The 23,216-nt window shown below is 38.0% G+C and carries 28 protein-coding genes and 1 pseudogene; 17 read left to right on the top strand and 12 right to left on the bottom strand.

What is annotated here, in order from left to right:
- Both LAV82_RS24905 and hbs read left to right on the top strand, forming a co-directional pair.
- On the top strand, positions 1–804 hold the full coding sequence (locus LAV82_RS24905) for an enoyl-CoA hydratase (RefSeq protein WP_013055304.1): 804 nt from the start codon (positions 1–3) through the stop codon (positions 802–804).
- 112 nt (positions 805–916) lie between these two features.
- Complete coding sequence (gene hbs, locus LAV82_RS24900) at positions 917–1,189, top strand: non-specific DNA-binding protein Hbs (protein ID WP_013055305.1); 273 nt, start codon at positions 917–919, stop codon at positions 1,187–1,189.
- Between the two features lie 40 nt (positions 1,190–1,229).
- On the opposite strand, the gene LAV82_RS24895 is transcribed toward hbs, so the two are convergent.
- Positions 1,230–1,415, bottom strand: coding sequence for a YhzD family protein (locus tag LAV82_RS24895; protein WP_013055306.1), 186 nt, complete (start codon positions 1,413–1,415; stop codon positions 1,230–1,232).
- 141 nt (positions 1,416–1,556) lie between these two features.
- Between LAV82_RS24895 and LAV82_RS24890 the strand changes: the two genes are divergently transcribed.
- From LAV82_RS24890 to LAV82_RS24870, 5 genes and pseudogenes are all read left to right on the top strand, one after another.
- Positions 1,557–2,456 (top strand): ABC transporter ATP-binding protein, encoded by a 900-nt coding sequence (locus LAV82_RS24890; RefSeq protein ID WP_029320779.1) that lies wholly within the window; start codon positions 1,557–1,559, stop codon positions 2,454–2,456.
- A complete protein-coding gene (locus LAV82_RS24885; RefSeq protein ID WP_013055308.1) occupies positions 2,449–3,702 on the top strand; it encodes an ABC transporter permease in 1,254 nt (417 codons plus the stop codon). Before LAV82_RS24890 ends, LAV82_RS24885 begins: the two co-directional genes overlap by 8 nt.
- A gap of 148 nt (positions 3,703–3,850) precedes the next feature.
- A pseudogene (locus LAV82_RS24880) lies at positions 3,851–4,064 on the top strand (hypothetical protein).
- Between the two features lie 131 nt (positions 4,065–4,195).
- Positions 4,196–5,137 (top strand): 3'-5' exoribonuclease YhaM, encoded by a 942-nt coding sequence (gene yhaM, locus LAV82_RS24875; protein ID WP_013055309.1) that lies wholly within the window; start codon positions 4,196–4,198, stop codon positions 5,135–5,137.
- A 65-nt stretch (positions 5,138–5,202) separates the two neighbouring features.
- Entirely contained in the window at positions 5,203–5,385 is a 183-nt protein-coding gene (locus LAV82_RS24870; protein WP_013055310.1) for a sporulation YhaL family protein, read from the top strand.
- Between the two features lie 42 nt (positions 5,386–5,427).
- Here the strand turns inward: LAV82_RS24870 and LAV82_RS24865 are convergent, their stop codons facing one another.
- Positions 5,428–6,351, bottom strand: coding sequence for a peptidylprolyl isomerase (locus LAV82_RS24865; RefSeq protein ID WP_013055311.1), 924 nt, complete (start codon positions 6,349–6,351; stop codon positions 5,428–5,430).
- Positions 6,352–6,658: 307 nt separating this feature from the next.
- Between LAV82_RS24865 and LAV82_RS24860 the strand changes: the two genes are divergently transcribed.
- Both LAV82_RS24860 and LAV82_RS24855 read left to right on the top strand, forming a co-directional pair.
- The gene (locus LAV82_RS24860) at positions 6,659–6,748 is read left to right on the top strand and encodes a YjcZ family sporulation protein (RefSeq protein ID WP_078081447.1); all 90 of its coding nucleotides are present in this window, start codon (positions 6,659–6,661) and stop codon (positions 6,746–6,748) included.
- A 36-nt stretch (positions 6,749–6,784) separates the two neighbouring features.
- A complete protein-coding gene (locus LAV82_RS24855) occupies positions 6,785–6,880 on the top strand; it encodes a YjcZ family sporulation protein (protein ID WP_016762974.1) in 96 nt (31 codons plus the stop codon).
- A gap of 35 nt (positions 6,881–6,915) precedes the next feature.
- On the opposite strand, the gene LAV82_RS24850 is transcribed toward LAV82_RS24855, so the two are convergent.
- On the bottom strand, positions 6,916–7,095 hold the full coding sequence (locus tag LAV82_RS24850; RefSeq protein ID WP_013055312.1) for a hypothetical protein: 180 nt from the start codon (positions 7,093–7,095) through the stop codon (positions 6,916–6,918).
- Between the two features lie 476 nt (positions 7,096–7,571).
- Here LAV82_RS24850 and LAV82_RS24845 point away from each other — a divergent pair, with 476 nt between their 5' ends.
- Positions 7,572–7,916, top strand: a complete 345-nt coding sequence (locus LAV82_RS24845; protein WP_013055313.1) for a DUF1878 family protein — start codon at positions 7,572–7,574, stop codon at positions 7,914–7,916.
- A gap of 3 nt (positions 7,917–7,919) precedes the next feature.
- Here LAV82_RS24845 and LAV82_RS24840 read toward each other — a convergent pair whose 3' ends face one another.
- On the bottom strand, positions 7,920–8,516 hold the full coding sequence (locus LAV82_RS24840) for an HTH-type transcriptional regulator Hpr (protein WP_014461677.1): 597 nt from the start codon (positions 8,514–8,516) through the stop codon (positions 7,920–7,922).
- Between the two features lie 113 nt (positions 8,517–8,629).
- A complete protein-coding gene (locus LAV82_RS24835; protein ID WP_013055314.1) occupies positions 8,630–9,025 on the bottom strand; it encodes a YtxH domain-containing protein in 396 nt (131 codons plus the stop codon).
- A gap of 73 nt (positions 9,026–9,098) precedes the next feature.
- Between LAV82_RS24835 and yhzF the strand changes: the two genes are divergently transcribed.
- The gene (gene yhzF / locus LAV82_RS24830; protein WP_473964686.1) at positions 9,099–9,317 is read left to right on the top strand and encodes a membrane protein YhzF; all 219 of its coding nucleotides are present in this window, start codon (positions 9,099–9,101) and stop codon (positions 9,315–9,317) included.
- 257 nt (positions 9,318–9,574) lie between these two features.
- Here yhzF and LAV82_RS24825 read toward each other — a convergent pair whose 3' ends face one another.
- Complete coding sequence (locus tag LAV82_RS24825; protein WP_029320787.1) at positions 9,575–10,105, bottom strand: tryptophan transporter; 531 nt, start codon at positions 10,103–10,105, stop codon at positions 9,575–9,577.
- Between the two features lie 124 nt (positions 10,106–10,229).
- Entirely contained in the window at positions 10,230–11,327 is a 1,098-nt protein-coding gene (gene serC, locus LAV82_RS24820; RefSeq protein ID WP_013055316.1) for a 3-phosphoserine/phosphohydroxythreonine transaminase, read from the bottom strand.
- A 253-nt stretch (positions 11,328–11,580) separates the two neighbouring features.
- Here serC and LAV82_RS24815 point away from each other — a divergent pair, with 253 nt between their 5' ends.
- The 3 genes from LAV82_RS24815 to LAV82_RS24805 all read left to right on the top strand — a co-directional run bounded on the left by LAV82_RS24815 (position 11,581) and on the right by LAV82_RS24805 (position 14,780).
- Complete coding sequence (locus tag LAV82_RS24815; RefSeq protein WP_029320791.1) at positions 11,581–12,135, top strand: PadR family transcriptional regulator; 555 nt, start codon at positions 11,581–11,583, stop codon at positions 12,133–12,135.
- A gap of 17 nt (positions 12,136–12,152) precedes the next feature.
- Entirely contained in the window at positions 12,153–12,596 is a 444-nt protein-coding gene (locus tag LAV82_RS24810) for a GNAT family N-acetyltransferase (RefSeq protein WP_211078914.1), read from the top strand.
- Between the two features lie 303 nt (positions 12,597–12,899).
- Positions 12,900–14,780 carry an acyltransferase family protein gene (locus LAV82_RS24805; protein ID WP_499717158.1) on the top strand — a complete coding sequence of 627 codons (1,881 nt, stop codon included), beginning with the start codon at positions 12,900–12,902 and terminating at the stop codon, positions 14,778–14,780.
- Between the two features lie 102 nt (positions 14,781–14,882).
- Here LAV82_RS24805 and LAV82_RS24800 read toward each other — a convergent pair whose 3' ends face one another.
- A complete protein-coding gene (locus LAV82_RS24800; protein WP_014461670.1) occupies positions 14,883–15,317 on the bottom strand; it encodes an HIT family protein in 435 nt (144 codons plus the stop codon).
- Positions 15,318–16,007: 690 nt separating this feature from the next.
- Here LAV82_RS24800 and LAV82_RS24795 point away from each other — a divergent pair.
- Together LAV82_RS24795 and LAV82_RS24790 are read left to right on the top strand one after the other, a co-directional pair.
- Positions 16,008–16,751, top strand: coding sequence for an ABC transporter ATP-binding protein (locus LAV82_RS24795; RefSeq protein ID WP_211078916.1), 744 nt, complete (start codon positions 16,008–16,010; stop codon positions 16,749–16,751).
- A complete protein-coding gene (locus LAV82_RS24790; protein ID WP_029320793.1) occupies positions 16,744–17,949 on the top strand; it encodes an ABC transporter permease in 1,206 nt (401 codons plus the stop codon). The genes LAV82_RS24795 and LAV82_RS24790 overlap by 8 nt, the downstream gene beginning before the upstream one ends.
- 35 nt (positions 17,950–17,984) lie before the next feature.
- Here the strand turns inward: LAV82_RS24790 and LAV82_RS24785 are convergent, their stop codons facing one another.
- A complete protein-coding gene (locus tag LAV82_RS24785) occupies positions 17,985–18,704 on the bottom strand; it encodes an EcsC family protein (RefSeq protein ID WP_211078918.1) in 720 nt (239 codons plus the stop codon).
- Between the two features lie 113 nt (positions 18,705–18,817).
- Positions 18,818–20,026, bottom strand: a complete 1,209-nt coding sequence (locus tag LAV82_RS24780; RefSeq protein WP_499717157.1) for a M20 family metallopeptidase — start codon at positions 20,024–20,026, stop codon at positions 18,818–18,820.
- A 224-nt stretch (positions 20,027–20,250) separates the two neighbouring features.
- Between LAV82_RS24780 and LAV82_RS24775 the strand changes: the two genes are divergently transcribed.
- Entirely contained in the window at positions 20,251–20,916 is a 666-nt protein-coding gene (locus tag LAV82_RS24775) for a phosphatase PAP2 family protein (RefSeq protein ID WP_211078919.1), read from the top strand.
- Between the two features lie 285 nt (positions 20,917–21,201).
- Here LAV82_RS24775 and LAV82_RS24770 read toward each other — a convergent pair whose 3' ends face one another.
- Positions 21,202–22,590, bottom strand: a complete 1,389-nt coding sequence (locus tag LAV82_RS24770; RefSeq protein ID WP_053486805.1) for a hypothetical protein — start codon at positions 22,588–22,590, stop codon at positions 21,202–21,204.
- An 83-nt stretch (positions 22,591–22,673) separates the two neighbouring features.
- Positions 22,674–23,180 (bottom strand): antibiotic biosynthesis monooxygenase family protein, encoded by a 507-nt coding sequence (locus LAV82_RS24765; RefSeq protein ID WP_013055327.1) that lies wholly within the window; start codon positions 23,178–23,180, stop codon positions 22,674–22,676.
- Between the last annotated feature and the right edge of the window lie 36 nt (positions 23,181–23,216).

Below are 23,216 nucleotides of genomic sequence, written 5' to 3'. Positions count from 1 at the left end.
ATGACCGTCGAATTAAAAGTAGTAGAACTAGTTTTGCAAGAGCGTATCGCCACAATTTCGTTTAACAGGCCGGATGCGTTAAATGCATTAAACGAAGAAGTGCTAGAGCAGTTTATTCAATGTTTAAAAGTTGTCGAAGAAAGTGAAGCCGACTTTTTAATAGTAAAAGGAAACGGAAAAGTATTTTCAGCAGGCGGAGATATTAATATGATGATGTCACCTTCACAATCAGAACGTTTTGAGCAGGTAATGGATTTGATTAATGAAGCCGTGCTGACTTTATACAGCCTCCCTCAAATGACGATAAGTGTACTGCACGGTGCGGCAGCAGGGCTAGGGCTGAGCATCGCGCTTGCTTCTGATTATATTATTGCAGAAAGACACACAAAAATTGCCATGAACTTTATCGGCATTGCTCTAATTCCAGACGGAGGCGGTCACTTTTTACTAGAAAAGCGCATCGGTGCTCATCGTGCAAAACAGCTAATTTGGGAAGGAAAGACATTAAAAGCAGAGGAAGCTCATCAATTTGGCATAATTGATGAAATAAAAGAAGGAGATTTGGCGAAGCATGTAGAAGATTATCTCTCATATTGGCTAAAAAAACCTTCACGTGCTTTGAAGGAAACAAAGCGAATTTATGTGGAGACATCTGTTTCACAATTAAAGCAAGTGCTTGCGCTTGAGAAAAGAAGTCAGTTTGCTATGAGCCAAAGTTCGGATCATAAGGAAGGTGTACGTGCGTTTCTGGAAAAGCGAGCGCCTGTTTTTAATCAAAGTGAAAAAGATATTTCCGAAAATTAAGTGAACTAGTTTAAAAGCCAATATTTTTGTCTATCATATTGATAGAGCATGTTTAAAAGTTGCAAAACAGTGGTAACACAAGATAATGTAGAAACTAATGAGGTGATTGGAAATGAACAAAACAGATTTAGTAAACGCAGTGGCAACAAAATCAGAGTTAACAAAAGCAGATGCATCTAAAGCAGTTGATGCATTACTAGAAACAATTTCATCAACGCTAGGTGAAGGTGAAAAAATTCAGTTAATCGGCTTCGGTACATTTGAAGTACGCGAGCGTGCTGCTCGTACAGGCCGTAACCCTCAAACGGGTGAAGAAATGCAAATTCCAGCATCAAAAGTACCGGCATTTAAAGCTGGTAAAGAACTAAAAGAAGCTGTAAAGTAATATAAAACGCCGGAAAGCTAAAACTTTCCGGCGTTTTGTATTAACGATGAAACAATACAAGTTTTCCGCTAGAGCTAACGCATCGATGCGTTTTTTCTAAATAGGAAAGCTCTTCTAACTTCTTGGTGCCGATAGTCTTTGCTTCTGTCTCAGAAGCTGCTTCAAAACTTTCATCTATTAATTTTTCTCCAGTCTTTTCAAAAGCGGTTAATGTGTAAGTACTCATAAAATCTACTCTCCTCTTATAGTATAATTGTAAGCGTATTCAACATATTTCTCGTCCTATTCCTCTAAATCCTGCTAAGGTTTACAGATATCATTTTTTTCCATACAATAAACATAGGTTTATTTACAAAGGAGGAATTAAATGTCTCTTTCTATCCGTGAAGTTTCAAAAAGGTACGGTGAATTTACAGCTGTAAACGAGCTATCCCTGCAAATTCCAAAAGGCGAAGTGTTCGGTTTTTTAGGTGCAAACGGTGCTGGCAAAACGACGACGTTTCGAATGATTTTAGGGCTCATTGAACCAACCTCAGGTCACATCCAATGGAATGATAAATCTTTAACTTACAGTAGAAGTCATCTAGTTGGCTACCTTCCAGAAGAAAGGGGACTGTATCCGAAATTAAAAGTCAAAGATCAGCTCGTATATCTTGGACGGTTGCGCGGAATGAAAAAAGCGAACGTGCTGCAAGAAATGGAACACTGGTTGTCTCGATTTAATATTCCTCAATATGCTTCCAAAAAAGTAGAAGAGCTATCCAAAGGGAATCAGCAAAAAATTCAATTTATTGCCTCCGTTATTCATCGACCCGAGCTGCTTATTTTAGACGAACCTTTTAGCGGCTTAGATCCTGTAAACGTAGAGGTATTAAAAGAAGCGGTGCTTGATTTGAAAAAACGCGGAACGACGATTGTTTTTTCAAGTCATCGAATGGAACATGTGGAAGAACTTTGTGAATATTTATGTATTATGCATCATGGCACGCCTGTAGTGTATGGAAGGCTCCCGGAGATCAAACGTTCATTTGGAAAGAAAAACGTCATTGTACACGGAAAAGGTCCGTTTGAGAGAATTACAGAGCTTGAAGGCGTTGTAAAGGTGAAAAAAACGGTTGAAGGCATGATTGTTCAAATTCAACATGAATCCGTATCACAACTCATTTTTCAAGAACTTAAACACTTTTCATTTGTATCTAAATTCGCAGTGGAAGAGCCTTCATTAAATGATATTTTCATTGAAAAGGTAGGTGCTTCCTATGAATAAATTTTGGGTCATTGTCTTTCATACATATCTTAATAAATTAAAAACAAAATCTTTTATTATTACGACGATTATTACTGCTCTTATTCTAGTTGCTCTTACAAATATGGAGAAAATTATCGACGTTTTTAATTCAGACGATAATGGAACAAATGTGGGTGTCATCTATGACGTGGAAAGCGTATATACTTTGTTCAAACAAAATGTAAATGTCATGGATAAAGACATTCATTTAAAAGAATTTACGTCTGAGTCTAAGGCAAAACAAGCGGTAGAAAGCGGGGAGCTCGATAGCTATTTACTTTTATCTTTAAACGATAAGCAGCTGCCTCAAGCTGTGTACAAAGCTAACTCTTTGGCTGAATCAAACCTTTCTTCTACCTTAGAACAGGCGGTACAGCAAACAAAAGTGGCTATGGCTACAGTGAAAATCGGTTTAGAAGAAAAGCAAATTGATCAGCTTTACAGCCCTGTTTCATTTAAAAAGAAAGCGTTAGTTGAAAATGCCAAAACAGAACAAGAGCTAAATCAAGCAAGAGGTCTTGTGTATGTGCTGCTATTTGTTATTTATTTTGCCGTTATCATGTATGGGAGCATGATTGCGATGGAAGTAGCTACTGAAAAATCATCCCGCGTTATGGAGATCCTTGTATCGAGCGTATCACCTATTACACAAATGTTTGCTAAAATCATTGGAATTGCACTGCTCAGCTTAACGCAGCTTGCAGTGATACTGAGCGTGGGCTACACATCGTTAAAAGCCAGTGTGGAAACAAATCATAACGGTATCTTTTCTTATCTCGGATTTAATGATGTTCCGCTGACTACATTCGTGTATGCATTTGTCTTTTTCATATTGGGGTACTTCCTTTTTGCTACGCTCGCGGCTTTTTTAGGTTCTCTTGTGAGCCGTATTGAAGATGTACAGCAAATGATTACGCCTATGACCCTTGTGATTGTGGCCGCTTTTTTAATTGCTATGTTTGGACTTGGTGATCCTGAAACCACAATCATTACGGTCACATCTTTTATCCCGTTTTTTGCTCCGATGATTATGTTTTTGCGAGTAGGTATGTTAAATGTTCCTGTGTGGGAAGTGAGTGTATCGATAGGGATTTTAGTTGTGACGATTACTGCTTTAGCTATATTTGGTGCCCGTGTGTATAAAGGAGGAGTCCTTATGTATGGGCAATCTACCTCTTTTAAAGATATTAAAAAGGCGCTGCAGCTAACGAAAAAAGAAACATAAAGAAGTGAGAGGCTGAGACAAAAGTAGTTTAGTTGAAGGAAGATCCGAACGAACAACCTAGATTCTTGAGGGAGAATCCAACTCGTTCGGATTTTTTTATTGCTATGGTGACCATAGTTTTCATATATGTGGCTGCTTCTAGCTGTGTATTGGAGAGCAAGACGAAGACTCCTGCGGGAAAAGCGGAATAGGTGAGACCCCCGCAGGAGCGGAAGCGACGAGGAGGCTCAGTGCCCTCCCGCGAAAAGCGAAGTCTTGCACGGAAATCAACAGCGGTGTCTCAAGCAGTTCAGCTCCTTTATCCAATTTGTTCGTCTTTAGATTGCATTGTTTATGTTATGTCGCAATCTCATCTTGTATGAAAAAGCGTCTACCCGTGCATTCGGTGCCAAGCGATGGTAAAATGAAATGTAAAGAGCTGTAAATAAGCGGACGAAGCGATAAGAGCTTTGCTATCAAATACATAGAATGAAGTAGTAAGGAGGAAAAGATCATGACAAAAGGAATTGCTCAATACGAAGTAGGAGAGCAAGTTGATCTTTATTTTTTAATTAAATCCTCAACGAGAGGAATTGCAAGCAACGGAAAGCCATTTTTAACGGTAATCCTGCAGGATAAAACAGGTGATATTGAAGCCAAGCTGTGGGATGCTTCCCCAGATGACGAGGAAAATTATGCTGCTCAAAAGATTGTGCGAGCTGCTGGAGAAGTAATGAATTACCGCGGGCGCAACCAGCTGAAAATACGCAACATTCGTCCTGCACAGCCGCAGGACGGAGTGCGCACATCTGACTTTTTAGAAGTGGCGCCTTTATCTCAAGAAGAAATGGTCGAACATATTACAAAGAGTATATTCGAAATGAAAAATTCGAATGTCCAGCGCATTACTCGCCATTTGTTTAAAAAATATCAAACGGAATTTCTAGAATATCCGGCAGCAACTAAAAATCACCATGAGTTTGTATCGGGACTTGCCTACCATGTGGTGTCTATGCTGAAGCTGGCTGAGTCATTTTCAACCCTTTATCCAAGCTTAAACCGCGACTTGCTGTACGCTGGGGTTATTCTTCATGACCTTGGCAAAGTATTTGAACTTTCAGGTCCTGTTTCGACGATATACACAGTCGAAGGGAACCTGCTTGGCCATATTTCGATTATGGTGAATGAAATTGGAAAAGCGGCAGAAGAATTAGCGATCGAAGGAGAAGAGGTTATGCTTCTTCAGCACCTTGTATTATCGCATCACGGTAAGGAAGAGTGGGGAAGTCCGAAAAAGCCGTTAATTAAAGAGGCTGAGATGCTTCATTTGATTGACAATGTAGACGCTAAAATGAATATGCTGGACCGAGCATTAACAAAAGTGAAGCCCGGTGAGTTTACAGAGCGTATTTTTGCACTTGATAATCGCTCATTTTATAAACCAACGATTGATTAAAAAGGTATAAGTCTTTCTTCCTTCGCATATAGTGGTTGTAAATAACTGTGATGGGGGATCAATATATGGTGACACTACCAATTTGGATTTATTTAGTTGTAGCAGGCATTTTCTTTAGTGGATTTATGGCGATTCGTGCTGCACAACATGATAAGCAAGTGGATGATTCGTTTATTGAAAAAGAGGGACAAGTCTTCATCGAAAGAATGCAAGTGGAAAAAGAAAGACGCAACAGCGATTCCATCTGATTATATAAAAGAGCCTGTCACATGAGTGACAGGCTCTTAGCATTACTGCTGAGGAGTTTCTACGCCAGATTGACTATCTGTCGCACCTTCTTCGAAAATTGGTTTTACATTTTTGTCTTTCACTTCTACTTTTGCTTTATCAAGCTCTTTTTGAATCTTCTTGTTTGCTTCTGCTTGATCTACTTTTGAACGTTTGATTTGCTGCTCAAGTTCGGGTTTCTTTTTCTCAAACGATTCTACTTTCTTTTTATCGACTAGTTTAATGATATGGTAGCCGTACTCTGTTTTGATTGGTTTACTTACTTCACCTTTTTTCAGCTTGTAAGCCGCTTCTTCAAATTCTTTAACCATTTGGCCTTCACCGAAGTAGCCTAAATCCCCGCCGTTAGCGGCAGACTGCTGATCCGTTGAATATTCTTTTGCCAGACTAGCAAAGTCCTCGCCTTTTTTGATTTTCGCTTCCACTTCGTTTGCTGTTTTCTCGTCTTTTACTAAAATATGACTTGCGCGAATTTGAGGTTTTTGAGCTTTATACTCATCATAGGCTTTTTTCAGTTCTTTGTCCGATACTTTAATGCCTGCTGTAGCAGCTTTTTCACGGAGAATATCAACTTTCAGCATATCTTTGACTTCTTTTTCGCCTTTTTGCTTAATAACTGAATCCACCTGATCACCGTATTGTTCTCTTAGAATGTTCAGCTGCTGATCAAGCTCTTTATCCGTTACTTTATATTTTTTACTCAATACTTTTTCTTCGGTAACGCTTCGTACGAGTGTATTAAATTGGTCTTGTCCGATTGTATCTTTCATTTGCTTATACAAATCACCTTGAGTGATATTGCCTGCTTTTGTTTCTACAATTACTTTTGAAGAATCGTTTGCATTTGAAGCATCATTTCCCCCACTGCATGCTGATAAAGCAACGAGACTGGCTGCCGTTGTTAGTGCAACTAAGCTTTTTTTCATACGTAAACACTCCTACTCATCATTTTTACTTATGTAGCTTGACTCAAGATTTACTATATCACATTTCCTGATGTTAGCAAATGAAGTTAAAACCACGTAAATTTACATTTATTTTCCACTAAGCATGGAGTGATTATACGCTTATGATAGCTTTTTTATAAAGCGTTTTCAAAATGGTGGACAAACTCACAGAGTAATCTCCAAACGAGAAGCAAGAGAAATAAATTATGGAGTTTGGGCTAAAAGCCTAGACGTTTTTTGAGCTGATGCATAAGATGCAGTATTAGTAAACAAAGGGGGTGCTCAAATGAGCGGATGCGGACATGGAGGCGGTTTTGCACTATTAGTTGTACTGTTTATCTTATTAGTCATTGTTGGTTGTGCATGTTACCACTAGGAAACAGATGAATATAAAAGGAAAGGGGCGATAGATATGGGTTCTTACGGATGCGGATACGGCAGTGGATTTGCGTTATTAGTCGTATTATTCATCTTATTAGTTATCATCGGAGCTAGCTGTTTTTGCTAAGCCTATAAAAAAGCGGTGAGACATCTCACCGTTTTTTATGTAAATGATACTTCAATATAAGATGAAACTAATAAAATGGTAATTAATACATTAATCGTACGAAAAACTTTAGGCTGTTTTTCAGCTGGAATTTCTTTTTGAATACACAATGTATTTGTTAGTGCATTGATGTAGAATAAAATGAATAGTGCAAATACAATAAAGAATATGTACATAAAAATCCCCCTAACAAAATCAGTGTGACGAAGACAAAAAGTCTTATAGTCATTTATATAGTACAGCTTTGTATGAATTTACAAATATCTATATTAACATTACCAAAAAAGCGGTAAAATAGATAGTTATATATACAGTTGAGCAAAGAATTTCAAAAGGTATTTACACAGAAATGCGGTTTTTATTTTATAAAGGGTAGTTAAGAAGTTGAGAAATAGGTTTTAAACGAAATAGCAAAGTGAATGGATAAGAAATGAGTAACAATTAGCCATTGTGCAAAAGGATTGTTAAAAAGGACAGAGGGATTTATATTAATATATGCAGTGAGTACATAATCAGTATATGAAAATCTTTATAAGGTGCTACTCAAACAGGAAATGTGAATGACGAAGAAAGAATTATTTGGAAGAACATGAATGAATCATGTACAATATGGAGTAGAGGTATATGAACGTTGAAGGAGTAGGGGAAGCGGATGGAAACTTTAGAATCTCGAGTATCACGTTTAGAATATTACATAAAACTGTTATCTGGGACATCTGAACAAGAAGCTAAACCATTTATTGATTTAGTGGTAAGAAATCAGCTTACAAAGAAGGAAGTAGAGGAAATTTTAATTCTGTGTGAAGATACAAAAAACGAATATATTGAGCAAAAAGCGGAAGGTCTAACAGACTTTGTTCCGCTTCTTACACAATTTGTTGGCATGCTGAATTATAAATTAAATCCTAGAGAGACGGTCGAATCGCTTCGTTATCAACCTTCTTATCAAGATGTGATGAATGAATTTTTTGAAATTATTCAATGGATAAGGGACTAACCATTAAGAGTTTGAAATAGTCTCCTGGTGGTTCTCTTTATCTTTCTTGACAAGCTTGCCATCTTCTTCAGTGAATTCTTCTTCGATATGATGGAAAGATCGCTCGAAGATATCCATAAAATCTTCACCGTAAATTTTGCGGATGACGGTCATTAGTTCCATAAACTCAGGGAATTTGCCGTACAAGTCGCGCAAAGGAAGTGCGCCGCTGAACACTGAATTATTAGAAGGTTCGTAATGTTCCATTAAATCTAATAAAATAGCCTCGCCTTTATCTGTCAGCTGAATGTACGTATTTCGCTTGTCGCTTTCTTTTTTAGAAAACTCAAGTAAACCTCGTTCTTCTAGTTTTTTGGAGAAGTTAAATGCAGTAGAAACATGCATAACTCCAAACTTGGCAATTTCGGAAATGGAAGCCCCGTTTAAATGATATGAAATCCATAAAATATGATGCTCGTTAATATTAAGGTCATAAGGCTTAATCCATTGCTGCCAATCCTTCTCTACGGTTTTCCAAAGGGCTTTACTTAATTGGGCAATGCGTTGGCTAAATAGAAGTGCTTCTTTCAAACTGTAATCTTGATCACTAGTCTTTTTCATCTTCTCCCACCTACTTAGTCTCTTTTTTTATTTATCTTCTATTATGCCAATAAAATAAAAAATTATAAAGATGTAAATTTACAAAATTTTAAAAAATTAAAAAAGAAGGCGTTCTAACCTTCTTTTTTGTCAATTTTTTCATTGGGATTTTTAGTTGTCTGTACATGTTCCTCTAGGTTTGACAAAGAATTTTGGATTTCTTTCAAATGATGCTGAAGGGATTCCTTATGAGGGACAATTTCTTCTTTAAACTGACCAAGGGTAGTAGAAAGGTCACTTGCGATATTTTTCACTATAGTATTTCCTTCTCTGGCGGTCATTTGTACTTGTTGAGAAACAGCTTTTATTTTTGTTGAGAGCTCTTGTTGTGAAGCGTTAACTCGGTCTTTTCGAGAGCTGACACGCTGTTTAAGTTCTCGTCCTGAATATGGAGTAACAAGAAGCGTTGTAATAGCGGCTACGGTGCTTCCGATTGCTGCTCCAGCTGCTAGTTTTTTCATTCTGCTCATTATTTATTTCCTCCTATATAGTAAAGTAATTGCTAACACTTCCTTCTGACATAATCATAAAAAAATGGCATAGATTTATACAAAAGAAGGAGGTTATCAACATGGGGTAGCTTTATTCATTCTTTTGATGATTAGCCTGAGTTTTTTTCTGGCTGCCTTTAAATGGTTTAGCCTTACGACTAGAACGGCATCATATCCACCTAAACATGTGCTGAAACAAAAGTCTCTTACATGTGCGACAGTGGCTTTTGCGAGTTTTTTATTGGCGCTTATACTTTATTATGTAACCTAGGATGGGGAACTTAAACCTTTATTACATAGTAAGTCTTCATACCTATTGTATGAGCTGCAAATGAAATTTAAGTGAAAAGCATCCTGTACCATTTCTTTTTAAACAAAAAGTTAAGAGTCGAACTTTAGGCTGTCTCTAAAAGATCAGCAACATCCTATAAATGAACCGTTTTATCTAAAGGTCCGCCACGCTTTGGCGGGCCTTAGCTTTTGGTGTAAAAAAAGAGCCTGATTCTTAATTAAATCAGGCTCTTGACGTTACGATAATTTTGCTTTGATGCTTGTGCGTTTTAGAACGGATTGAACAATTGGATAAATAACGACCATAACGATTGTATTTACTACTGTTGCAGGTAATACAACCGCAGCAACAAGCGCCATGACGCTGTTTCCGCCCGGTAAGCCGACGATTAGCGCGGCAGCTGACAAGAATACGGTTCCTGATACGAGTGTGCCAACAGCTGTTAAAGCAGCGGCAACTGGTGTTTTAATGCCTGTTGCTTTTTTCACAAGCATAAATAATGCAAAGAAAACAAATGCTGTAATTGGTTTATCAACTAAGTTTGCAATTTGTCCGCCAGGAAAGCTTGTTGTTAAAGCAGAAATAGCTGCTGTTGTTAGGGCAACTAACCCAACATTTTTTACGCTAGGAAACAACAGGATTGCCAAAAACATCATTGTTAACATCATATCTGGCTTCATTCCAAATAAAATAGGAGGTACCACCGTGTGGAGAACCGCTCCAATTCCGACTAATAACGCTAAAGAAACTAAAACTTTTGTATTCATTTCTCATCTCTCCTCTTCTAAGCTAAGCTCGAAATATACCAATAGTGCGTCTATGCCCATTGCATATATTTACATACTGATTATAACATATTTATGTGAAAAAAGAATCAGCTGATTCTGCCAATTATACGTTTGCCTGTGCAAATTCATCCATAAAGACGGCAAGAGCTTCACACGCTTCAAGCGGTACAGCATTGTAAATAGAAGCGCGGCATCCGCCGATTGAACGGTGTCCAGCTAATCCTACGAAGCCTTTTTCTTTTGCTTGCTGTAAAAACGCAGTCGTTAACTCATCGGTTGGTAAAGTAAACGTTACGTTCATAATTGATCGGCTTTCCTCTGTAGCGTGAGGGGTATAGAAACCATTTGAACGTTCCATGCTTGTATAGAGTAACTTAGCTTTTTTATGATTTTGGGCTTCAATTGCTTTAACGCCGCCTTGTTCTTTAATCCAATCTAAAACAAGTGAAAGCATATAAATGCCAAACGTTGGAGGAGTGTTGTAAAGAGAGTTGCTCTTTACGTGTGTCTCATAATTCAGCATTGTTGGTAAACCTTCAGGAATACGTTTAAGCAATTCTTTCTTCAAAATGACAACCGTGACACCAGATGGTCCGAGGTTTTTCTGAGCACCAGCATAAATGAGTGAGAACTTAGATACATCAATTTGACGGCAAAGAATGTCGCTTGACATGTCGGCAATTAAGTCTACTCCTTCAATAGAAGGATAGTCAGCCCATTGTGTACCAAAAATGGTATTGTTGGACGTGATATGCAAGTACCCAATCTCTTCTTTTGGAAGCTTTACATCATCTAAAGCTGGAATAGAGCGGTAGTTCTCTTCTTTAGTAGAAGCAACCACTGCTGTTTTTCCAAGTTTCTTTGCTTCTTTTAATGCTTTTTCTGACCATGATCCAGTTAGTACATATGCACCGACTTGATCGGGAGCTAAGAAGTTCATTGGAATCATAGAGAATTGCAGGCTTGCTCCGCCCTGCAGGAATAAAATTTCATGTGTATCTGGAATATTAAGCAATTCCGTGAGTGTTTCTTTAGCATGTGTTAATACATCTTCAAACTCTTTGCTGCGATGTGATAATTCCATCACAGACATACCCGTATTTTTAAAATTAACTAGCTCCTCTTGAGCAAGTTGTAAGACAGGTAGGGGAAGCGCAGACGGACCTGCATTAAAATTATAAGCTCTGTTTAACGTAATCACATTAATTCCTCCTCAAATTAGTTCGAACACTCATCATACAAAATGGCTAATGACTGATGTCAGAAAGAATATCATTATACTATCATGAAAACCATTGATTGTGGAGGTAACTTTTCAAAAATTTAAATTAATCTGTAAAGAGAAAATAATAGAAAAAAGATAAATAAAAAGTATACGCAAACATGTTTTGGCAAACATGTAAATGAAATGTTTATATGCTATACTGATGGAAGAAATAATGTGGAGGAACAGAATGAGAGTATTAAAATATGCAATATTAGGGCTCTTAGATCAGAAGGAGCTCAGCGGGTATGACATTACCAGACTTTTTAAAGAAGAGGTCGGTAATTTTTGGAGTGCTAAGCACAGCCAGATTTATCCCGAGTTAAAGCGATTAACAGAAGAGGAATTTATTCGCTATGAAACCGTGATTCAAGGCAAGAAATTAGAAAAAAAGATGTATTCGATAACGGAAGAAGGAAGGGCCGAGTTAAGCAAGTGGCTCACTACAATTGATCCTATTCCTGAAACAACTAAAGATGAATTTATGTTAAAAGCTTATTTTGCTTCATCCATGTCAATAGAAGAGTTAAAGCAACAAATAGATAATCAACTATCAAGCAGGAAAGTGAAGCTAACTTTTTTAAAGAAACGAATGGATGATCTTTTGGAACAAGTTAATCATCACATTACCGTTTCGTCTCCTCAATTTGGTCATTATTTGGTGCTATCTCGCGCTCAAGACCGGGAGACAAGCTATATCAATTGGCTTGAACGTACGCTGAATTTAATTGAAAAAGAACAATAAGAAAAGGTGAGCGGATCATGACTTGGTGCATAAAATCATTTCAAGAGCTGACAAACGATGAGCTTTATGAAATTCTACAGGTTCGCACCGCTATTTTTGTTGTCGAACAGAAGTGTGCTTACTTAGAAGTAGATGGAAAAGACAAACTTGCTTATCACTTGTTCAAAAAAGAGAATGAGAAAATTATCGCATACCTTAGAGTTTTACCAAAAGGAATTAGCTATCGGGAGGCTTCTCTGGGGCGCATTATTGTGAAACAAGTACAGCGCGGTACAGGTCTCGGAAGAGAGCTAGTAGCAAGAGGAATTGATTTTTTAGAGAATGAGTTGCACGAGAAGACAATTAAAATTCAAGCTCAAAGCAGACTTCAAACATTTTATGAATCGTTTGGTTTTAGACCTATTTCCGATATTTATTCAGATGAAGGGCTTCCCCACGTAGATATGCTAAAGACACCTTAGAAACTTCACCAATTGTGTGAAGTTTTTCTATTTCTGAAACGGGTAAGGTGAAAGAAAGATGTTAGGCTTTAGTACTGCGCAGATAGAATCGATATGACTACTACTAAATTAGTAATTTATGAATAAGATAGATAATGAATTTGTTTCTTTTTGCTTATTCTTTGATTTTAAGTAAGTGATATATTGAAGAAAGTAATAATATTGTATATAATGATTTTTGTAACAAAAATGTAACAATTACGTAATATTCTTAATACTGATTGGGAAATAAATTTGTTGTACATATTGCTTGGAGGCATTTTTATGAGTGCAAAGGAAAAGAAAAATAGGTATATATATAGTTTGGATGGACTTCGAGCTTTCGCTGTTATGTCTGTCATTGCATATCACTTAGGATTTGGATGGGCATCTGGAGGATTTCTAGGAGTTGACGTTTTCTTTGTATTATCAGGGTATTTAATTACCTCGATTTTACTGGTGCAATCTTGGGAAAATCCTTTGAAAAATTTGAAGCATTTTTGGATCAGCCGAACGAGAAGACTTCTTCCGGCTGTGTATGTGATGGTAGTATTAACTGCAGCTTGGGTTATTTTATTTAACCGGCCATTGTTAACAACGCTACGAGGCGATGCATTATCGTCTATTTTTTATATGAGTAACTGGTGGTTTATTTTTCATAAAGTTTCATATTTTGATAGTTTTGGGTCACCGTCACCATTAAAGAACTTATGGTCACTTGCTATTGAAGAGCAGTTTTATATTGTGTGGCCACTTGTTTTATTGTTGGGTTTAAAATTTATCAAAAAGAGAGGAATTCTTTCTCTATTCATTTTAGCTGGAGTAATGGCCTCAGCTATTCTAATGTCTTTTTTATATGAGCCAGGAGGAGATCCTAGCCGCATTTATTATGGAACCGATACTCGGCTGTTTGCCCTTTTAATCGGCTGTTTACTTGCATTTGTCTGGCCGATGTATCGTTTGTCATCAAAAAATCTTCCAGCCGTAGGCAAGCAAGTATTAAACGCGGTAAGTATAGTGAGTTTCTTTATATTTATTCTCTGCGTATGGAGCGTTGATGAGTATACTCATGCATCTTTTCTTTATCAAGGTGGAATGCTGCTGATTTGTTTAAACGCTGCTGTACTGGTTGCAACGATTAGTCATCCTAGTAGTTTTTTAGGAAAAGCTCTGTCGTTTAAACCGCTTCGCTGGCTTGGTACTAGATCATACGGTATCTATTTGTGGCATTATCCGGTTATTGTTCTTACAACACCTGTATCCGAGATTGGCCGCCCGGTCTATTGGCATGCGCTGTTACAAGTAGGCCTTACATTTATCATTGCTGAACTTTCTTACCGTTACATCGAAGTGCCTATCCGCACACGCGGCTTTCGCTATTATTTCCGGCACTACCATCCGAGAGAGCTTTTTAAATGGCGTAATCTTTCTCGTTCGAGACAAGTGGTTTTGGGCAGTCTCATTTTCTTTTTGGCGCTGTTTACAGCGGATATGACAAGCTTTGCTATTAGTACGCAGCAAAAGGATGAAACGACAGCAAAAGAGACAGAGGTTAAAATTCAAACGAATCATAAAGAAAATGCTTCAACTTCTGTCAAAGACAAGAATAAAGCGGATGATAAAAAAGCAGAGAACGCGGAAGAAAAATCTGATGCCAAAGAAAAACAGCAGCCGAATTCTTACAGAGATGTTCTTGCGATTGGAGACTCGGTCATGCTGGATATTGCTCAAAATCTTAAAGAGATGCCGCTTAGTATTACGATTGACGGAAAAGTAGGAAGGCAGCTCAATGAAGCACTGCAGCTAACTCCTAGCTATCAAGCATTTAATAATCCGAACAGCGCAGTGATTATTGAGTTAGGAACAAACGGCTATTTTACAAATGAAGAACTTGAACAACTGGTAAAAGCTTTTTCACACGCGGACGTTTACTTAGTGAATACGCGCGTTCCTCGTTCGTGGGAAAGCACGGTGAACAAGAACTTGAAAGCTGCCTCTGAAAAGTTTGGTCACGTCACGCTCGTAGATTGGTACTCAGAGGCTTCTAAGCACCCTGAATACTTTACATCAGATGGTGTCCACTTGGTACCTGAAGGATCAAGAGCATTAACAAAATTGATTGAAGAACGTATGAATTTAGAAGTTAAGGCGGAAAGTCGTTCATAATAAGTGAAAAGCCGTACGATGTTTTATATCACAAACTGATTAAACATGTGTCAAATGAATAGATAAAACAAAAAAAGCTTACATGTGTAAGCTTTTTTTGTTTCAAGAAAGGCGAGAAGAAATATTGCCAGCGATTTCTTGAAGTTTTTCAGGCGTGTATTCGCTTGTATGCTCTTTCCATACAGCACCGAATCCATCCCCTTCCCCATAGCGAGGAATAATGTGCATATGATAATGAAACACGGATTGACCAGCTTTTTCACCATTATTATTTAAGATGTTTAAGCCGATTGGGCTGTATGTTTCTTTAATTGCATTTGCGATTTGAGGAACCACTTCAAACAAATTGCGCGCAATTTCCGGCGTTAGTTCGTGAATGTCTTTTTTATGTACCTTTGGAATCACCAGCGTATGACCTTTTGTTACTTGACTAATGTCTAAAAAAGCTAATACATGTTCATTTTCAAATACTTTTGCACCTGGGATTTCACCGCGAATAATTTTGCAAAAAATACAGTTTTCATCATGTGTGCTCATTATGTTCACCTTCCGTTACCAATATAAATGTATGGGTATACATGTACGTTTATTTTACCACAAAGTAGAAATGCAATCAGCTGGCAAGAAATAGCTACTGGCATTTTATACACAAAAACGGGATGCAAACGATTATGCATCCCGTCATGTGAAGAAGGAAAAAGTAGCTTTTAATGCAGCATATGATCTTTAAGGAACACCTCATTTACGTAATTGCATTGCCTAATGAAACAGTAACTTGAAAAAGTATATTCTCTTTAACAAACACCTCATTTAAGCATTGAGCTAAAAAATATACAATGTGAACGAAATCGTTCTTGGTCTTTGACAAACACCTCATTTACACAGTAATAAATGAACATTATTGTCTACCCATTATATATATTCTTACTACGTTCATGACTACCATCCCCTTATGAATCAAACATACATCGATTTACAATAAGGTTTTCTGAAATATGCCTGCTGTAGACACCTCATCCCAAATGTAAGAAGCTTTGTAATGATTAGTTGTAATCAATAACTTGTTTTCCTTCTTCCCTATATAGAATGTCCTGATATTTCGATTATATTCTGGAAAAATTAACCGAAAAAAATTGAAAACAATGTGAGGAAGAAAAAGATTTGGTACAATAGAGCAAATAGCGCTTGCGCTTGAAGACAAAAAAGAACAAATAAAAGGAGATCGTGATGGGTTCTTTATTGCAAATTAACAACATTACAGGGGGATATACAAAAACTCCCGTCTTAAAAGATGTATCGTTTGATGTAAATGCAGGTGAATTAGTCGGGTTAATCGGGTTAAACGGGGCCGGCAAAAGTACAACGATTAAACATGTCATTGGATTAATGGAAGCAAAAAAAGGAAGTGTATCCATTAATAATAAAACCTTTCAACAAGACCCAACAGGTTATCGAAGTCAGTTTACGTTTATTCCAGAAACTCCTGTGCTATACGATGAATTAACATTAAAAGAACATTTAGATATGACAGCTATGGCTTATGGACTTGAGCCTCAAACATATGAAGCCCGTCTGCAGCCGCTTTTAAAAGAATTTCGTTTAGACCGGAAGTTAAAATGGTTCCCTGCGCATTTTTCAAAAGGAATGAAGCAGAAGGTTATGATAATGTGCGCTTTTTTGGTGCAGCCGTCTCTTTATATTATTGATGAACCTTTTTTAGGTTTAGATCCGCTTGGTATTCAATCTTTACTTGATTTGATGACGGATATGAAAAAGCAAGGTGCAGGCATTTTAATGTCCACACACATTTTGGCGACCGCGGAACGCTACTGCGATAAATTTGTTATTTTACATAACGGAGAAGTAAGAGCGCAAGGAACGCTTAAAGACCTTCAAGAAGAATTTCAGATGCGCAATGCTACTCTTGATGAAATTTATATTGAATTAACAAAGGAAGAAGGCTATGAGTAAGATTGATGCATTATGGAAGCAACGGTTTCAGCAGTATTTAGTGGATGTAAGGAGATATACAAAATATATCTTAAATGACCACATTAAATTAGTGTTAATTTTTGCGATTGGCGGTTTGGCCTACTATTATCAACAGTGGTTGAGTACATTAACACCTGCGTTTCCTTCGGCTGTAGTGATTGCGATACTTATGGGATTGATTTTAACCATGGGTCAAATTCAAACGTTTTTAAAACGACCTGATTTAGTCTTTTTACTTCCTTTGGAGACGAAGCTGCAGCCTTATTTTAAAAAATCTTTTTGGTTTACCTTTACGATTCAGCTTTATATTTTATTATTTGCAACTGGTGCAGCAGCACCTCTTCACGTAAAGGTAATGCATGATTCTTACTCAAACGTTTTTGTGTTTTTTCTGCTATTACTCATCTTGAAAGTTGTAAACTTAGGCATGTCTTGGTGGGCTGTATGGTTTGAAGAAAAGTGGGCGAAGTGGACAGATTATATCGTCAGGTTTTTCTTGAACGCAGTTTTTACGTACTTCTTATTTTCGCATGCATACGTATTGTTTACAGGAGTCGTAGCGGTGATTATGATTGCGCTAGCCATTTATTATCGCTCCCTTACAAAAAGAAAGCCGATCAAATGGGAAAAGCTAATTGACTTAGAAGAAAAGCGCATGGGCTATTTTTATCGATTAGCTAATTTATTTACGGACGTTCCTCAGGTGAAAGAGCGAATCAAACGCCGTAGATATTTAGATTGGCTATTAGCACGTATTCCATTTCGTCAAAGTGCCACTTACCATTACTTGTACACTAGAACATTTTTGCGATCAGGAGATTATTTAAGTTTGCTCGTTCGCTTAACTGTCATTGGCGGATTTTTAATTGTAGCTGCTCCGTTTCAATACGGCAATATAGTGGTTGTTTTATTTGTTGTATACATGACGGGTTTTCAATTACTCCCGCTTTGGAAGCAGCACAAACAGATTTTATGGCTTTCTCTTTATCCGGTTGAAGCTAAAGAACGGAAAAAGGCATTTTTGGACGTATGGAAAAAAGCGCTGTATGTACAAATTCTTGTGCTCGCCATAGCGGTGGCTTTTTCTAATATAGTTGCTGCACTGCTTTCCGTGGCAGCAGGTGTTATATTTATTCACTTATTTGTAAATGCATATGTAAATAAAAAATTAACGTAAAAAAGCTCCGAATGGAGCTTTTTTACGTTTTTAGACTACTTTGGAGACGAAGATAATATACGGAAGCGATAGACGTTCATTGCTACTTTTGTGAGATGGTCAAGAAGCTGATAATTAGCATATGCACCTATAACAGCTCCAATTCCAGGCATAAGCTGAAACATTTTTACAACATCAATGTAATCGCGGTATTCTTGTTGAAAAGCTTTCCAATCAAGCTCAAGAAGTTCCTCTTTTTTTTCTTCCCAGTTTTCTACTACTTCGAGCAGCTTCGTTCTATGGTCGTCGCTGCAAAAGGCAAGATGAAAAATATACAGCATATAAATGCGTTCTTCTTTTTCTTTTACATCAAAACCATACGTAGCGGCAATGTCAAATAAGCACTTCATTTTTATGGAAAGAAGCAGCGGGAAATCTGCTGCACCTAAAAGGATACCGCCTGCACCAGTACCAGCTCCTTCTACAGCAGCAGTTTTTTTGTACTTAGGTATGAGCTCCAAAATTCTTTTCTCTTTTTCTTCAAACGAAAGACCGCTGACATCTCTTTTTTTAGTGGTGAAATCGGACCCAACAAGCGTAGTTTCCACCATTTTTTTTATGCTTTCAGTCATAATCTTATGGACTTTAGCAGGGATTTTTTCATTTAGTTTAAGCTGTAAAGATTTTGCGGTCCGTTGAAATTTAGAAGGTCGTTTCAACATGCTGAATTTCCAATGTTCAGCTTCTTGTAACACTTTTTCTTCATACGTATTCAAAAAAATCACCTCATTTCAGTCGATATAAATACTACGTTTTAAGTGAGAAAAAGGTTCCTAAACTAAAACAACAAGCACTCGTCTGCTTATCCGTACGAATGCTTGCTGAATGATTAATTCGCTTTTATTACGTTTTTAGAAGGAGCTTGTTCTCTTAAATACTCAACAGCAGCCGTACCAAGCGTTTTAGCTGCGATAAGCATTGCTTTTTCGTTAAAATCAAATTTAGGATGATGATGAGGATACGGAGCATCTACACCTTCTGGCTGAGCTCCTGTAAAAAAGAACGTTCCTTTAATATGCTGCAAATAATAAGAGAAATCTTCCCCAGTCATGTGAGGCTCCGTTTCTTCGACTGTATGAACTTCATCGATTTGAGAAGCAACAGAAGCAAGAAAGGCCGTTTCTTCCGGATGGTTGACGACGGAAGGATAGCCGCGAGTATAACTCAGTTCATAAGAAGCATCAGCTGTTAAGCATGTACCTTGGACAATTCGTTTGATTTCTTTTTCGACATCATTTCGCACATCTTCATTAAATGTTCTTACCGTTCCAATTAGTCGAGCAGAATCAGCAATAATATTAAATGCATTTTCCGCTACAAAAGAACCTATGCTCACAACCGCTGAATCAATTGGGTTTACACGTCTACTTACAATTTGCTGTAAATTAACAACAAGCTGAGAGGCGATGACGATTGAATCTTTTGTTTTGTGGGGCTGTGCACCGTGTCCACCTGCTCCTTTGATCGTAATTTCAAAGCGATCAGCAGCAGCCATAATAGGACCCGTTCGATATTGAACAACACCAGTCGGAGTTAATGACCATAAATGTGTTCCAAATATCGCGTCCACACCGTCTAAGCATCCGTCTTCAATCATGGACTTGGCGCCTCCGGGAGCGTACTCTTCGGCGTGCTGATGAATGAAGACGATTTTACCATGGAGAGAATCTCTTATTTCAAAAAGCGCTTTAGCAAGGACTAAAAGAGTAGCCGTATGACCATCGTGACCACACGCATGCATCACACCCGGAACAGTTGATTGATATGGTACATCTTTTTCATCTTGAATAGGAAGGGCATCAAAGTCGGCTCTCAAAGCTACAGTAGGACCAGGGTTTCCTCCTTTAATGCTTGCTACAATACCATTTCCTCCTACATTTGCTCGGTAAGAAATACCGATTTTGTCATAAAAAGATCGAATGTAGGCAGCGGTTTGAAATTCTTTAAAAGACGGTTCTGGATACTGATGCAGATATCGGCGGATTTGAACCATTTCATCAAATTTTTCTTCAAGTAAAGTATGTAGCTTGGAATTCACGTGACCATATCCTTTCTGTATAAGTTGAATAAAGTTTTGAATTTTTTGACATTTTAATCATTATATCATTATCTATTAAAAAGAAAAGAATGTAAGCGTTATTATTGAAAAAAGTAATTGAATCATGAAATATTTTATATACATAATAGATACATAAGGTGAGGAATAGGGATAAAGAATGAGTTTTTTACCAATTTTCTCATGAGATAATAGGAGGTAACGATATGGTAGATTCACAAACTGTATCCCTGTACAAAAAATTGATGTGGATGTTTGGGGTTGCAGGTCTTGTTTTTTTAGGAGTGTTGTTTGTTGTGTCGACAAATTCTTTTCAAGGAGACCACTGGCTTGTTTCAGCTATAGATGACAGCACTATTCTTCAGTCATCGTCATCTGTTTTTCATGGCTTGTCTTTTTTAGCTTCAAAAGTGATGATTATGGTTCTTTTAGCTGTACTTCTCGTTTTTTTATTTTTCAAAAAGGACTATATCGGTATGATATCAGCATTTTTACTTATTTTAAGCGGTGATATTATTAATAAAGCAGTTAAAGATGCGGTAGAACGAGGACGTCCTCTTCAAGGCATCGAAGGCTACAGTTTTCCAAGCAGCCATGCGATGATGGGAATTCTTATCTACGGTCTGATTGTCTTTTTTCTCACAAAGTATATGAACAGTCAAAAGGTAGCCAAGCGGTATCAGCTTGCAATTACTTTAATCGTTTTATTAATAGGTGTGAGCCGTATTCTATTAAGAGAACATTTTTTAACAGATGTCTTAGCTGGCTACAGCTTAGGGATTATGTGGCTTATTGTAGGCATTTTCTTCTATATGCTTGTTTATGCGTATGTAAGGCCTTCAGCGGAAAAAGAGTTTCCAAAAGGCATGTAAAAAATATATACATATGGAGTCTGGAAAAAAGTAGTATAGCCGAAGTGAAAAACGAACCACTAATCAAACTGTTCGATTAGTGGTTCGTTTCTTTTTGTTATAGTGAACATAGATTTTATCTGTTTCGTTGCTTCTAGCAGTTGATTGGAGGGCAAGGCGAAGACTCTCGCGGAAAGAGAAGCCTTGAACGGAAATCAACTGCGGTCGAGCAAGCTGTCCAGATTATATATCCAGCTTGTTCGTCTTTGGATGGAATTCATTTCGTTATGTCCCAGCCCCTTTTGTTTAAACTAAGAACATCGCGACAATTGTTGTAACGACCAATCCAATCGCTACAGGTTTTAAATTACGTCTGGCGAGTTCAAACGGACTGACTCCGCAAATTGCAGCAGCTGGAATCAATGCCCATGGAATCAACGTGCCTCCCCCAACCCAAATCGCAGCAATTTGCCCTAAAGCAGTTAGGGTGGCAGCGCCCGATCCTAAAGCAGATGCAAATAAATGAGAGACAGAGCCTACAAGTGAAATGCCTGAAAAGCCTGAACCGTCTAATCCGGTAATAGCTCCTAGAGCAGTTATCGTTACAGTAGCAACCTGTGCGGTTAACGGCACAGTGGAAGCAAGCGCAACGCCTAGATCATTTACAAGTCCATGTGATCCTTTCGGAAGAAAGTCACCAATGATTGTTGTGAATCCAGCATCTCCTAAATAGAAAAAAGCTGCAATGGGAATAACGGGACCGAATACTTTAAAACCAAACTGCAAGCCTTCAATCAAGTAGGAAGTTGTTTGTTCGAGACCTTTTCCTTTGTGAGCAATAAGTGAAACTACCACTAAAATAAACAGGGCTGTGCCGCCAACGAGAGCAGTCGCATCTCCTCCCTGCAAATGAAGGGCGAACATTGCCCATACGTCTATAGCAAAGAAAAGGGGAACTATAATGGCTAAAGCCCGGCGTACTGAAGAAGAAAGAGGTGTGGATTGGACAGAAGAACTGTTTGTTAACATTGTCGGTTGAACGTGAATTCTATTGTGCTTCATATCTTGTTTTAAAAAGTAAAAAGCAGAGAGTGTCGTAACAACTCCCATCACAATGACCAGAGGGACGCTTGCTTGAACCACCTCGTGAACTGGAAGACCTGCTGCGTCAGCTGTTATCTTAGGAGCAGCTTGAATAACAAAGTCTCCTGAAAGCGCAACGCCGTGGCCGAATAAATTCATCGCTACAGCTACGCCTATAGCTGGAAGCCCTACGCGGATGGCCACTGGTAAAAGCACGGCTCCAAGTAAAGCAACGGCTGGAGAAGGCCAGAAAAAATAGGAGATGGTCATCATAACTAATCCAATAACCCAATAGGCAAGAGCAGGCGTTTTAATGAGGCGAGCAAAAGGTGAAATCATCGATTCATTTATTCCTGTAGCCATTAAGACTTTACTCATGGATACAATGATTGAAATAATTAAAATGGTAGGAAGCAGTTCTGTAATGGCATAAATGAAGCTGGAAAAAACAGCGCTGACGGAGTGGCTTAACGAAGAGGTAGCTGTTAAGGAAAGCAAAAAAATCCCGAGTATACAAAGGATACTCGTATCTCGCCGCATAATCATAAAGCCGATAATGAAGGCGATAAAAAGGACATACATCCAATGAAGAGCTCCAAGCTCTATGCCCATAAAAATTCCTCCCAATAGGTGATGTAGTATACAATATGACGTTTGTGCCTATTGTGATACTCGCCTACTAGGAGGATGTTTGCTTATTTAACTACGTGGTATGAGGTCACATAAGAAGGGCGAGAGAAAATCGATGGCTGTTGATCCACGCCTTCTGACGTACCGCGTTTTTTGTGTGCTTCATTATAGGCTTTTGAAGACTGCCAATCGCTAAATGAACTTTCATCTTTCCATCCTGTAAAGATAATGTATGTGTCATTTTGCAGTGGACGAAGCACACGAATAGCTGAGAAGCCTGCTTCATTTTCAATTAAACGAGCTCGTTGGCTAAATCGCTGTTCAAACAAAGGACGGCCTTCATCTGTAACTGAAATATTATTTAGTACAGCAAATCCGCTATCTGCAAGATCTCCAGAAGCATCTAATACTTCATAAGCATGTCCTTCTTTAAAAATTGTATCTCCATCTGTTTCGTGGACTAGTGCAAATTGATCGTCATCTTTGTGAAGCAGTAACAAACGTTCACTCGGATGTTCGTCGATCAACTTCTGAAGGTAAGGGCCTGTTCCGTAAGTAATAAAGATCTTCATGGATTATACTTCCTTTCTAATTGGGAATTGCATACA

This window comes from Bacillus sp. ILBB4, from assembly GCF_035064545.1.
In the GTDB taxonomy this organism is placed as follows: Bacteria; Bacillota; Bacilli; order Bacillales; family Bacillaceae_H; genus Priestia.
The sequence above is the reverse complement of the archived record's forward strand: the minus strand, read 5'-3'. Positions and strand labels throughout refer to the sequence as shown.